Genomic DNA, 13,314 nt, shown 5'->3' on the forward strand with positions numbered 1-13,314 from the left:
AAACCAATTCATGAGTACTTCAAAGCAGAAATCTGTCTCCGCATTTGCAGACTCCGTCGCCACTGAGGCTCCGCTGCCACGGGAGCCTTTAATCGCTCTCGCCATGGCCGCCTTCATTACCATCCTTACCGAAACCTTACCGGCCGGTCTGTTACCACACATTGCCAGTGGCCTCAGGATTTCAGAAGCACTGGCAGGTCAGTTAGTCACCATTTATGCTGCTGGTTCATTGCTCACTGCTATACCGCTCACTCTCGCCACTCAGACGTTACGGCGCCGCCCTTTATTGCTGGCGGCGATTGCTGGTTTTGTGATTGCCAATACCGTCACCACACTGTCAGAAAATATCGGGCTTACCATGGCGGCACGGTTTGTGGCTGGCATTTCTGCCGGACTGGTCTGGGCGCTACTGGCCGGTTATGCCGCGCGAATGGTTCCTGACCATCAGAAGGGGCGGGCTATTGCGGTTGCGATGGCCGGGGCGCCACTGGCCCTGTCACTGGGAGTGCCGGCCGGAACATTGCTTGGCAACATGATTGGCTGGCGCTTATGTTTCGCAGCAATCACCCTGCTGGCTGGAGGTTTGATGGTATGGATACAACTCAGGGTTCCGGATTTTCCCGGCCAGACCAGGACCGCCAGACTTTCTGCAGGGCAGGTGCTACGAATGCCCGGCATTCGCCCTGTTCTGTTTGTGATTCTGACTTTCATCTTGTCACATAACATTTTGTACACCTATGTTTCGCCCGTTCTGTCTCATGTCGGACTGGCAGAACATACCGGAAAGGTGCTGTTTATCTTTGGTGTGACTTCGCTTATCAGCATCTGGATCGTCGGCTGGCTGATCGACCATCATCTTCGCCGGCTGACACTGGCGGTCCCGTTGCTGTTTGGAATAGCCGTCGTGGTTCTGGCTCTGTCAGGTCATCATGCATTGATGGTCTACGTTGCTGCTGCGGTCTGGGGGCTGGCACTGGGAGGGGCGGGAACGCTGTTTCAGACGGCATTACTCAAGGCTGCGGGGAATGCCGCGGATATCGCTCAGTCTATGGCGGTGACTGCCTGGAATATCGCTATTGCCGGTGGAGGATTAACCGGAGGTATTCTGCTTAGCCAGTTCAGTGTTGCCGCTTTTCCGGCCGTGATACTGGTGTTACTGCTGGCCGCACTGGTGGTGATTGGCTCAGCAAAAAAACACAGTTTTCCGGCCACGGGGCAGTAACCCGACAATACGGATCACACTATCAGAAAACAGAAACAAAACCGCCCGCAGACAGCGATATCTCCGGGCGGTGATGAGTGAACGGCAAACAGGAGGGCAACCACAAAAATACTGTGTTGCCCGGGCAGGCAGTTTACAGCCAGTTACGCCGTTTAAAGTACAGATACGGTGCCAGTGCCGCCAGAATCATCAGCACAATCGCTCCGGGATAGCCAAAGCTCCATTTCAGCTCCGGCATAAACTCAAAGTTCATCCCGTAACTGGAGGCAACCAGAGTTGGCGGCAGGAATACCACCGACACTACCGAGAAGATCTTAATGATCCGGTTTTGCTCAATGCTGATAAAGCCCATCGCCGCCTGCATCAGGAAGTTAACCTTCTGAAACAGCGATTCGTTGTGCGGTAACAGTGATTCGATATCGCGCAAGACTTCACGGGCCTGCTCCAGCTGGTTGGCCGGCAGACGCGCTTTCCTGACCAGGAAGTTCAGAGCCCGCTGGGTATCCATCAGACACAAACGCACTTTCCAGCCGATATCTTCCAGTTCCGCCAGTCGTGACAGGGCTTCGTCGTACTCTTCTCCCTGCTGACCTTCCATAATGACGCGGCTTAACTTCTCCAGCGCGGTATAGATGTTTTCAATCTCATCCGCCAGCTGTTCAATTTTGGTTTCAAACAGATCCAGCAATAACTCGAAAGCATTACCGTCGATCAGCGTCTGATTACGGGCCCGCATACGGTAAAGCCGGAATGCCGGCAGTTCACGTTCACGCAGGGTAAACAAGCGACCGTCGCGAATGGTAAAAGCGACCGTGGCATTACCTGCATGGTCATCTGCATCTTCGAAAAAGAAGAATGAGTGAATATGCAGTCCGTCTTCATCTTCAAAAAAACGTGCTGAGGCTTCGATATCCTCCAGCTCAGGACGGGTCGCCAGGCTTTGCCCTAACTGTTCCTGAACATATTCACGTTCCTGTTCTTCAGGTTCAATCAGGTCAATCCAGACTGAGGAAGTGAGTGTATTGTCATCACTTTCCATTTCCAGACGGGTTAACCGATTTTCTTCCAGTTTAAATGCACTCAGCATAGCAGTACGTACTCCCCATATCTGACAGGATGGGACAAGGCTGTACACCGCAGGAAAAACCGATGATTGGCACAGCAGGCGCCCGAACACGATAAATCACAGATGTGACAAATCAGTGCTGGCTCAAATGACGATGATTTACAGAGAGTCACCGATAACCGCCAGGGCTACCGGTAAAAAGAGGTTGCCTTAGCGGGGTTGCCTGTTGTTCAGGTCTGTGTGCCAGCAGCGACTGGGCGTGTCCAAGGCATTGTCCTCTGATAATAATAGTGCGCGCATGTTACGCTGAGACGAAAAAATCGTCAAGAAAACTCCCCGTAATCATGCGCTTTCCAGACGGGCATAGGCCGCTACCAGCCATTTAATCCCCTGCCCCTGGAATGCTACCTGGACCCGGGAATGCTCACCGCTACCTTCCAGGTTAATGATAGTACCTTCACCAAATTTAGCATGCCGGACCCGCTGCCCCAGCGCAAAGCCACTATCATTGTTAGTGACCGGAGCCCCCATCCGTTGATGGCTGACCGGCCGGCTGACACTCGCCCTTAACCGGACCTCTTCGATGCACTCTTCAGGTATTTCACCGATAAATCGTGACGGGCGATGGTAAACTTCTTTTCCATACAGACGCCGGCTTTCGGCATAGGTCAGAGTCAGCTTCTGCATAGCACGAGTGACGCCGACATAAGCCAATCGCCGCTCTTCTTCCAGCCGTCCACCCTCTTCCAACGACATCTGGCTTGGGAACATCCCTTCTTCCATGCCCACAATAAAGACCTGGCTAAATTCCAGACCTTTAGCCGCATGCATGGTCATAAGTTGCGCTGCATCCTGCCATTTATCCGCCTGACCTTCACCGGCTTCCAGCGCAGCATGTGACAGAAACGCCTGCAACGGCATCAAATCCTGATCTTCATCCTGATAGCTGAACTGCCGGGTCGCAGTGACCAGTTCCTCAAGGTTTTCGATACGCGTCTGGCCTTTCTCTCCGTTTTCCTGCTCGTACATCATCCACAAACCGGAGTCTTTCACGACCCTGTCAGTCTGAACATGCAGAGGCAGATCGCTGGTTTCCCGTGATAACGAATCAATCAGCTCAATAAAACGTAACAGCGCCGAAGCCGCTCTGCCGGCCAGCACCTTTTCCGACAGTAACTCGCGGGAGGATTGCCAGAGGGTCAGTTGCCGGTCCCGGGCCGCCTGACGAACCACATCCAGAGTACGGTCACCAATCCCCCGTGTCGGGGTGTTCACTACCCGCTCAAAGGCGGCGTCATCATTGCGGTTAGATATCAGCCGTAAATAGGCCAGGGCATCTTTAATTTCCTGGCGTTCGAAAAAGCGCATACCGCCATAAATACGATAAGGCAGGCTGCTTTGCAGCAAGGCTTCTTCCAGTACGCGCGACTGAGCATTGCTGCGGTAAAGAATGGCACAGTCGGCCAGCGATCCACCCTGTTCATGCCAGTGCTTAATTCGACCGACCACAAACCGGGCTTCATCCAGCTCATTGAAAGCGCAGTACAACGAGATGGGTTCACCATCACCGTCTTCAGTCCACAGTTCTTTTCCTAACCTTCCCTGATTATTGGCAATCAGGGTATTGGCCGCTTTCAGAATATTGCTGGTTGAACGGTAGTTTTGTTCCAGGCGGATAGTCTGAGCACCGGTGAAGTCAGTAAGGAAGCGCTGAATATTCTCCACCTGAGCACCACGCCAGCCGTAAATTGACTGATCATCATCGCCAACGATCATGACTTTGCCGGTATCACCCGCCAGCATCCGTATCCAGGCATACTGGATGTTGTTAGTATCCTGGAATTCGTCCACCAACAGATTAGTAAAACGCTCGCGGTAATGATTCAGAATATGCGGTTTATTCAGCCACAATTCATGGGCCCGTAATAACAGTTCGGCAAAATCGACCAGCCCGGCGCGGTCACAGGCTTCCTGATATGCCTGATAAATTTTCAGCCAGGTTTGTTCAACCGGATTGCCGTAACTTTCAATATGTTTCGGCCGCAGACCTTCATCTTTTTTGCCGTTGATGTACCACATAGCCTGGCGGGCAGGCCATTGTTTATCATCCAGATTCAGGGCTTTAATCAGACGTTTCAGTAACCGTAACTGATCTTCACTGTCGAGAATCTGAAAATCCTGAGGTAATCCGGCATCCAACGGATGGGCCCGTAACAAACGATGTGCCAGCCCATGGAAGGTACCAATCCACATCCCGCCCTGGGTGGTTCCCAACACCTGTTCGATACGATGACGCATCTCAGCGGCCGCTTTATTGGTGAAGGTCACTGCCATGATGGAATACGGGGAACAGTTTTCGACCGTCAGCAACCAGGCAATACGGTGTACCAGTACGCGGGTCTTGCCGCTGCCCGCTCCTGCCAGTACCAGCAGGTTACTGCGCGGTGCCGCAACGGCTTCACGCTGGTTATCATTTAAACTGTTGAGCAGATCAGAAACGTCCATAGGCACCGCGTATCAGGGAAATTTAGCTGTATATTTTTACAGCCATTATAGCAGCGTGGTCAGCGAATCCAACCGTGAAATTTCCAGATGAGGTAACAACCGCGCATCACTGGCAATCATCAGGTTCTGCTGGTAAGGGTTAATCCAGCATGACTGGAATCCACTGCGCAACGAACCCACCACATCAGTGGTTAAATCATCGCCGACATGCAGAATTTCAGCGGCCGGTATTTGCAGTTTTTCTTCTGCCAGCCGGTACATATCCTCTGCCGGCTTGGCCTTGCCATGCGGCCCGGCACGCAGAATAAAACGAAAATATCCGGCAATCCCCATCAGATGCGGGTCGGCATTACCATTGGTGATAGCGGCAAGCGGGATACGCTGCGCCAGATAAGCCAGAGTATCATGGGTGCTTTGTGGCATTGTGACTTCACTTCGCCAGGCGGCAAATACTGACATCACATGGGTCGCTCCTTCGCGACATAACGCTTCTGATAATCCGGCTTTTTGCATCACCCGGTATACGGCTTTTTCCCGCCAGGCGGTAACGTCATGGACCGCATCAGGCTGGTGATGCATTATTTCTTCGCGGGCTGTCTCATACTCTCTCAGAGAGATATCACGTAATCCGGGGTGGAAATCCTGAAGTGCCTGGTGGGTCTTTTTGACGGTGGTCAGGATAACCTCACGGTTATCGTACAACGTATCGTCCAGGTCAAACGTCATCGCCCGGACTTTGCCGGTGGGACGGTAAAAACGCATTATTTTTTTCCTCGTTTAGCACGGGGATGTGCAGCATCATAAACTGTAGCCAGATGCTGAAAATCCAGGTGGGTATAAATCTGAGTGGTGGACAGATTAGCGTGGCCCAGCAGCTCCTGCACTGCCCGCAAATCGCCACTGGATTCCAGCATATGGGTAGCAAAAGAGTGGCGTAATTTATGTGGGTGAATATGGCTGTTCACTCCCTGGCGGATACCCCATTCAGCAAATCGTTTCTGAACATTACGTGCAGAGATACGTTTGCCCTGCATGGAAAGGAATATCGCGTCATCCTGCGGGCCGAACAGCTCCCGCATTTCCAGCCAGCGCAGTAACCATTCGCAGGCGGTTCTGCCAACCGGCAGTCGCCGCTCTTTGCTGCCCTTACCCATCACCCAGACTTCGGCCTGTTCAGCATCAAAATGGCGACAGTCCAGGTTAACTAATTCCGACAGACGCAGGCCTGCGCCGTACATCACTTCCAGCATTGTCCGGTCACGTACCGACAACGGGTCGTTCAGATCAATTTCCAGCAACTGCCCCATCTGATCGACATCTATATTTTTCGGCAGGTGTCGGGGAGCTTTCGGGGTTGCTACACCTTTCGCCGGATTCGCCGGCAGCAAGCCTTGTCCTACCTGCCAGTCCAGCAAACTACGTAAAGCTGACAACCGCAATGCCAGACTACTGGCCTGCAATCCTGCCCGTCGGCTTTTAGCAGCCAACGCCCTGACATGTGCCGGCTCCAGTTGGGCCCACTGCTGAAGCCCCATATCATCCATCATCTCTGTGAGCACGGCTAACTGCCGCTGGTAACTGGTGACGGTTAACGGGCTGAGCTGTCGCTCGACTTTCAGATAGCGCAGAAAACTCTCGACGGGAGCCTGTAACGACAGAGGCATTTCCCTGTTCATCTGCGGCTAATCCAGCGCGACAGCAAGTCTGGCAGCATACCCGCCAGATATTGCAGCAATTCAGTGCCCATTCCCGGATGGTAATGCTGTTTATCGCGGCTGCTGAAAATCAGTACCCCGACGTCCTCATCATTACCCATCAGTGACATTGCCACCGAACCAATTGCTTTGGCTTCCGGTAACAGCAACAATAACTCAGGGCCATTCAGTGGTCCGAGATAGTGTTGTCGCTGGCCGAGACGCTGAATGCGCAGTGCATCGAACGCCTGCCGGGAAAGCCCTAGTCGGGTAAAGTCAGAAGGTGCACCGATTTGCCATTGTTCGTTAAACAATCTGACCGTGGCACCGGCTAACCCCAAATCTCTGGCCCAGCGATGCAACCGGTTCAGCATTTCCTGCAGGCTGTCGGCACAGGCCAGATGAGACTGTAACGAAAGCAACTGACCAAATAATTGCTGATTAGCGGTTGCCTGCTCCATCAGCAATGTGATCTCTTCTTCCAGCTGTTGGATGTGGTTGCGCTGGCGGGCCATATGCCACTCCACCAGCGAAGTGGTTCCGCGTACCGGGTGCGGAACCTGCATTTGTTCAACCTGTCGGGCATTACGGATAAAAAAATCAGGGTTCAGGCGCAGATAATCACTGACCGACTGATCATCGGGAGTTACAACATTCAGTAATTCCGGGTCTTCATCTGGTTTCATAAATGAATAAATCCGTCGTAAACATGAGTCGCTGGACCGGTCATATACAGTGGTGTTCCCGGACCACCCCAGGCAATCTGCAGGCTGCCGCCAGGCAAATCTACCCGTACTTTGTCACCGAGTAATCCTTGCTGAATACCACTGGCAACAGCTGCACAGGCGCCGCTGCCGCAAGCCTGGGTTTCACCAGCGCCACGCTCAAAGACCCGCAGGCGAATATGGGACTCTGACACAACTTCCATAAAACCCACATTCACCCGTTCCGGAAAGCGCTCATGGCTTTCCATCTGTGGACCTAGCACTTCCACGGCGGCGGTTTGTACACTATCCACCTGAATCACACAGTGAGGATTGCCCATCGATACCACACCAAACATCACTGTTTGCTCTGCCAGACGCATCAGGTAGAGGTTTTCGGCCTTATTGGCGCGGAAAGGAACATTGCCAGGTTCGAAATCAGGTTCACCCATATTAACCCGCACCAGCTCATCATTAGTGACGCTGAGGGTCATTCTGCCGGTTTGGGTACTAACACGGATATCGCTTTTATTGGTCAGCCCTTTCAGGCGAACAAAACGTGCAAAACAGCGGGCGCCGTTGCCACACTGTGCAACTTCGCTGCCATCCGCATTAAAAATACGGTAGTGAAAATCCAGATCCGGATCATAAGGCGGCTCAACAATCAGCAACTGATCAAATCCGACCCCAAGATTCCTGTCTGCCAGCCGGCGAATGAGCTCCGGCGAGAAGAAAACATTCTGAGTGACCGCGTCAACGACCATAAAATCATTGCCGAGACCGTGCATTTTAGAAAACTGCATTTTTTGCTCCGCCGGTGATCGGTTAATTACGGTGACACAGTGCCTGCTGGTGCTGTGGTGTCATCTTTCCAGGGTTTAGTTGCAGTTTCCTGCTGCCTCTCTTTCTTGGTAGTTTCAGCTTTAGGAAAGTAAAGCGGCCCCTTCAGCCCGCATCCCGTTAATGCTGCCGGGATTACAATTATCGCCAGCCAGCCGACCATTTTCTTCATTTTGGTTACACTCATTCTGTGCTTTATCTCATTCACTTATCATCGCAGTTGAACAAGGAAAAGCAACAGAAAATCCCTGAATTCGCATAACCTGTTCAATATCTCAGGCCAGACCGCTCAGACAAAGATTGGCAAACAATATCAGCGCGCTATACTTTGCCAAAAACACGGGAGCTATGATGAACGACAGTGAATTCCACCAACAGGCTGACCAATTGCTGCGGGCTGTAGAAGAACGCCTGGATGAGCATGACGGTGATGCCGATATCGATTATGAAACTCACGGCAGCGTGATGACCCTGAGTTTTGAAAACGGCAGCAAAATTGTGATTAATCGTCAGGAACCGATGCATCAGGTCTGGCTGGCGACCAAAGCTGGCGGCTATCATTTCAGTTATCAGGCACCGCGCTGGGTGTGCGATCGCACCGGCGGTGATTTCTGGGTACTGCTGGCAGATGCCTGTACTGCTCAGTCTGGCGAGAAATTCAGTTTCTGACCAGCACTCTCAGGCCGCGGTCATTTTTCCGCGGCTGGAGTGTTATCAGAACAGGCTGCGGGAGCGCGGCAGCACATCACGACTGAGTTGTGGTGAAACGTCTTCTGCCACTTCATCATGTGAAACAGAACGGAAAGGCAATACTTTACTTTTTCCATCCTCAGTCACTAACTGGTAGAACTGTGGCAGGTTAAAGTTGACGAAGCTGGAACCGTAGGTAAAGCGGTCATGCGAAGATGAATAGAAACGGCTAACATCCCGCACCAGTTCTTCCCGGCTCCCCTCACAATGACGGTAAACTTCTACCCGGTTATTCTCATCCAGAATATAAATACTGAAATCATCAGACTCAGATGACGGATTATTCTCGAAGAAGAACTGGATAATACCTTCACTGGCGTAGTTGTTAACCACGGGCGGCAAATCGGCCTGTTGCGAATCGACTTTAATCGACAACCCGTGCAGTTTGTTATTAGAGATAGCGCCGTAAAATTCCACCGCATTTTCCAGTTTCTGCACTGAGACACTCATCCGCTCGAAGAACACACCCCAGGTATCTCCGGCCAGTCGCAGGGCCTTAAAGCGCCCCGGTTCTTGTCGGGTGCTGGATAAACGGATGTCGATACATTCTGAAACCAGTTGCTGAACCCGGGTGCGGATCAATCCCCGTAAATGCTGGCTGTAGCAGAAGACTTCGACCGCATCCGGTGGCAGAGCATCCTGATGCATCTTACCCAGAATAGTTTTCAGTGCTTCAATCATCGATTGTTCACCACTGAAATGCAGAGTTCGGACTTCGTTCCATGAATTGCGATACAGCAGGTCAATACTGCCGATCAGACATCGCTGCTGTTGTCCAAAGCTAAAGACATCCAGTTTGCGGAAATCGAAATGCACGACCTGATTACGGAATTCAGCCGTCGGGTCGTATTCCAGATTGACCAGAATCGCCAGATGACGGATTTCACACGGGCTATACAGTGCTTTTGGCGTCGGAGCCGGCACCCGCAGAGGAAAGTGCTGAGACACATCACTGACCACTTCCTGTAACCGTCCGGCATCACAACCGCCATTGCCTTTGATATGCAACAGGGTTTTATCAGTCAGTAAACCGTTAAACCAGGCCCAGGCCACCAGCTTGATCAGATAGCGGTTATATTCCAGTGGCTGGTTGCTGATAATGGAATCCATATCAGGGGATTTATTGTACAGATACCAGCCCGGGCGGTTGGCCCGTCCTTCAGGAACATGAATAAATGTCAGATGCTCCTCGGACAAATCAGGAGAGATCTGCGGGTTAACCAGAATAACTTTTCCTGGTAACGCTTCAAAAGCCGCATACAACTTACGGGTCAGCACCCCGATATCTTGCGGGCTGGCGCTGACACTTAAATTATTCCGCCGCGCAAAACGGATCAGGTTACGATAACTTTGCATCATCGCATCCAGCAATTCGTTATGCGCTTCACGAACCTGTTCAATTTTCCAGCTGGCACGGCTGTCCAGTATTTCCAGACGCTGAGTGTCCCAGCCCCACTCTTTGACCAGCTGGCTCAGAATTTCCCGCCGCCATTGCGAACGGACCTGAGGGCGCTCTTCGGTCAGTTTTTCACAGGCTTTCAGATAGAAACAGCGCCGCACCAGGTCCAGCCGGGCCGGATCATCAATTTCCTGTAAGTAGCGGGTCACTTTTTCCAGCATCATGCAGTAGGGGTCCAGCCCGAAACTGACAATCTCGCCGTCATGCAGACGCTGCTTAATATCCATCGCCAGCAACCGGGTATTTGGATACTCACGGGTGTAAGATTCCAGCAGCAGGGTTTTCAACACAGCTTTGTACGGTGAATCGATACTCTTATACAGCTGCCAGAGGCTGGCGCCGAAATACTCTTCAGCAGACAGGGTGCCCAGGCCCCCCAGGTCAAGCCATTCGTTCGGAGTCAGAGCACCACCGGCATACAACGACATCACATAATCGTCGTAATGCCCCTCTTCCTCACCCGGCACCATATTCCACAGAATACGCTTACCTGCCATCCGTACTGCCGAGCGATAAAATTCATCCAGCAATAAAATATGCTGAGTACTTCCGCAATCTTCAGTTCCCAGATTGCCGCTTTCATTATGGCGAAAACGATTTTCATCAATCAGAAAGAAACTGACTTCAATTCCCAGAGACAGGCACCATTGACGCAGCAAATTGCATTTTTGCTGTAATTTTTGTCGTTCGTCGTTGTCCAGCCATGACTGATGACAGACCCAGATATCCAGATCGGAGACACTGTTCTGTCCAACGGAAGAGGTACTACCCATCGAATAGACCCCGGTAATCGGGGCTTCGCCGGGAGAAATTTCCGGCAACTTCACAGGAGAGTGACAGAGCTTATCCAGCATTAGCTGCTGGTTTTCTACAGGCGTGAAAAAACTAATGCCGTGGGGCACATTACCGTCCAGGTAACCTGGCAGCATAGGGTGATGATATTGTAGAAATACCGGCAGCAGGCTATACACCTGCCTGAAGGCAGGCCCCATCGCCGCCATTGCCCGATCAACCCGCAGTTGATTAATGGCATCCAGTCTCTGTTTCAGAGTCTCAATATAAAGGTACAAGACGTTTTGCCTGTTTTTTCCGGTAATTAAGCACTGTCGCTCCCACGGTTCCCTTTATTTTCCTCAACCCGGATTAGATCCGGCCAGGGAAATGCGGGCGGTTAGCCTCTCATCCTATGCTGGCTAAACACAATGACTCCGGTGACTATTTTATCACCTTTCACGCTGAAATCTTAATATTCGGTGCGGAGAGTTCCCCCTCTGTATCAGGGGCAATCCCATGACCGGCGCATGGATTTCATCGCCGAAGCCTGCCACATTTGCTGTTTAAATGATAGGATGATTAACAAACGATTAAAACGGTTAAAGACATGTCTGATAAAATTATCCGCATCGCCACCCGGCAAAGCCCGCTTGCTCTCTGGCAGGCGCATTATGTTCAGGAACAATTAATGGCTGCCCATCCGGAGGTCCGGGTTGAACTGGTCCCAATGGTGACTAAGGGTGACGTTCTGCTGGATACCCCGCTATCCAAGGTTGGCGGCAAAGGATTGTTTGTCAAAGAGTTGGAACTGGCCATGCTGGAAAATCGTGCCGACCTTGCCGTGCATTCAATGAAGGATGTTCCGGTCGCCTTCCCTGAAGGGCTGGGTCTGGTGACTATTTGCCAACGTGCTGATCCGCTGGATGCTTTTGTCTCCGAAAAATATGCCTCTCTGGATGAACTGCCGGAAGGTGCTGTCGTCGGAACCTCCAGTCTGCGCCGGCAGTGTCAGATCAGTGCCCGTCGCCCTGATCTGGTGATTCGCTCATTACGTGGAAATGTCGGAACCCGCCTCTCCAAACTCGATGCCGGTGAATATGATGCAATTATTCTGGCTGCCGCCGGGCTGAAGCGTCTGGGCCTTGAGTCCCGTATCCGCAGTACACTTCCTGCAGAAGTCTCGCTGCCCGCGGTCGGTCAGGGAGCCGTTGGTATTGAATGCCGTACCAATGATACTGCGCTGATCGCCCTGTTACAGTCACTGAATCATCACGATACTGAAACCTGTGTCCGGGCTGAACGTGCGATGAATACGCGCCTGGAAGGTGGTTGTCAGGTTCCGATTGGCAGTTACGCATTATTGCAGGCGGATGATCAGTTATGGTTGCGCGGCCTGGTAGGCACTCCGGATGGTTCGCAAATGATCTGTGCTGAGCGTCGGGGCCATCGCGACCAGGCCGAGCAACTGGGTATCGCCCTGGCAGAAGAGCTGCTGGAAAAAGGTGCCGGTGAAATTCTGCGTGAGGTCTATCAGGGGCAGCCTCCGGTATGACCATTCTGGTCACCCGGCCGGAGCCCTCGGCGTCAGAGCTGGTTACCAGACTGCGCCAGACAGGCAAACATGCCTGGAGTTTCCCGCTGATTGAATATACGCCAGGCAAAGACCTGGCGTCACTTGCCACGCGGCTGGAGGCCTTGCAAGCCAATGACATGGTCTTTGCGGTATCGCATCAAGCAGTCCATTTTGCAGTACCAGCAATGATGCAAACCAATACTGCATGGCCGGCCAGTGTCGACTATTATGCTATAGGGCGTCGGACAGCATTAGATTTACATATGGCCTGTCAGCAAACTGTGAACTACCCTGAACACAGTGCCACCAGTGAAACACTACTTAATCTGCCTTCGCTCAAAGATGTGAGTGGTAAACACATATTAATATTACGCGGCAATGGTGGCCGGGATCTGCTGGCCGAAACATTACAGCAGCGTGGTGCCCGGGTAGAGCTGTGTGAATGCTATCAACGCATTCCCTGCCAGTATCAGGGTGCGGAACAAGCTGTCCGCTGGCGCAGGCAAGGTATCACCACCCTGGTCGTTACCAGTGGCGAAATGCTAAAACTTTTATATTCGCTGTTTCCGGCAATTGATCGCAGGGAATGGCTATTGCACTGCCGGCTGGTTGTCGTCAGTGAACGTTTAGCTACTCTGGCCAGTGAATTAGGCTGGCATTCAGTGACAGTAGCTGATGGTGCGGATAACGATGCGTTATTACGTGCGTTACACTGAACTTACTATAA

The 13,314-nt window shown here is 52.1% G+C and carries 12 protein-coding genes; 4 read left to right on the top strand and 8 right to left on the bottom strand.

Annotation, left to right across the window (positions count from 1 at the left end):
• Nucleotides 1-10: 10 nt before the first annotated feature.
• Complete coding sequence (locus A7K98_RS18835) at nt 11-1,222, top strand: MFS transporter (RefSeq protein ID WP_087489925.1); 1,212 nt, start codon at nt 11-13, stop codon at nt 1,220-1,222.
• 133 nt (nt 1,223-1,355) lie between these two features.
• On the opposite strand, the gene corA is transcribed toward A7K98_RS18835, so the two are convergent.
• The 7 genes from corA to lptM all read right to left on the bottom strand — a co-directional run bounded on the left by corA (nt 1,356) and on the right by lptM (nt 8,203).
• Nucleotides 1,356-2,309: a magnesium/cobalt transporter CorA gene (corA, locus tag A7K98_RS18840; protein ID WP_038015401.1), complete on the bottom strand. Its 954-nt coding sequence runs from the start codon at nt 2,307-2,309 to the stop codon at nt 1,356-1,358.
• A 321-nt stretch (nt 2,310-2,630) separates the two neighbouring features.
• On the bottom strand, nt 2,631-4,793 hold the full coding sequence (gene uvrD, locus A7K98_RS18845) for a DNA helicase II (RefSeq protein WP_087489926.1): 2,163 nt from the start codon (nt 4,791-4,793) through the stop codon (nt 2,631-2,633).
• A 45-nt stretch (nt 4,794-4,838) separates the two neighbouring features.
• Nucleotides 4,839-5,555 (bottom strand): 5-amino-6-(5-phospho-D-ribitylamino)uracil phosphatase YigB, encoded by a 717-nt coding sequence (gene yigB / locus A7K98_RS18850; RefSeq protein WP_087489927.1) that lies wholly within the window; start codon nt 5,553-5,555, stop codon nt 4,839-4,841.
• Nucleotides 5,555-6,457 (bottom strand): tyrosine recombinase XerC, encoded by a 903-nt coding sequence (gene xerC / locus A7K98_RS18855; protein ID WP_087490592.1) that lies wholly within the window; start codon nt 6,455-6,457, stop codon nt 5,555-5,557. Before xerC ends, yigB begins: the two co-directional genes overlap by 1 nt.
• Before the next feature lie 8 nt (nt 6,458-6,465).
• A complete protein-coding gene (locus A7K98_RS18860; protein WP_087489928.1) occupies nt 6,466-7,173 on the bottom strand; it encodes a DUF484 domain-containing protein in 708 nt (235 codons plus the stop codon).
• A complete protein-coding gene (gene dapF, locus A7K98_RS18865; protein WP_087489929.1) occupies nt 7,170-7,994 on the bottom strand; it encodes a diaminopimelate epimerase in 825 nt (274 codons plus the stop codon). Before dapF ends, A7K98_RS18860 begins: the two co-directional genes overlap by 4 nt.
• Before the next feature lie 26 nt (nt 7,995-8,020).
• Nucleotides 8,021-8,203: an LPS translocon maturation chaperone LptM gene (gene lptM / locus A7K98_RS18870; RefSeq protein ID WP_407703125.1), complete on the bottom strand. Its 183-nt coding sequence runs from the start codon at nt 8,201-8,203 to the stop codon at nt 8,021-8,023.
• Between the two features lie 179 nt (nt 8,204-8,382).
• On the opposite strand from lptM, the gene cyaY reads away from it, so the two are divergent.
• A complete protein-coding gene (gene cyaY / locus A7K98_RS18875) occupies nt 8,383-8,700 on the top strand; it encodes an iron donor protein CyaY (RefSeq protein WP_087489931.1) in 318 nt (105 codons plus the stop codon).
• Between the two features lie 45 nt (nt 8,701-8,745).
• On the opposite strand, the gene A7K98_RS18880 is transcribed toward cyaY, so the two are convergent.
• Nucleotides 8,746-11,310 (bottom strand): class I adenylate cyclase, encoded by a 2,565-nt coding sequence (locus A7K98_RS18880; RefSeq protein WP_087489932.1) that lies wholly within the window; start codon nt 11,308-11,310, stop codon nt 8,746-8,748.
• A 311-nt stretch (nt 11,311-11,621) separates the two neighbouring features.
• On the opposite strand from A7K98_RS18880, the gene hemC reads away from it, so the two are divergent.
• Together hemC and hemD are read left to right on the top strand one after the other, a co-directional pair.
• Nucleotides 11,622-12,566, top strand: coding sequence for a hydroxymethylbilane synthase (gene hemC, locus A7K98_RS18885; protein WP_087489933.1), 945 nt, complete (start codon nt 11,622-11,624; stop codon nt 12,564-12,566).
• Entirely contained in the window at nt 12,563-13,303 is a 741-nt protein-coding gene (hemD, locus tag A7K98_RS18890; RefSeq protein ID WP_087489934.1) for a uroporphyrinogen-III synthase, read from the top strand. The genes hemC and hemD overlap by 4 nt, the downstream gene beginning before the upstream one ends.
• Nucleotides 13,304-13,314: the final 11 nt, after the last annotated feature.

This window comes from Tatumella citrea (genome assembly GCF_002163585.1).
GTDB lineage: Bacteria > Pseudomonadota > Gammaproteobacteria > Enterobacterales > Enterobacteriaceae > Tatumella > Tatumella citrea.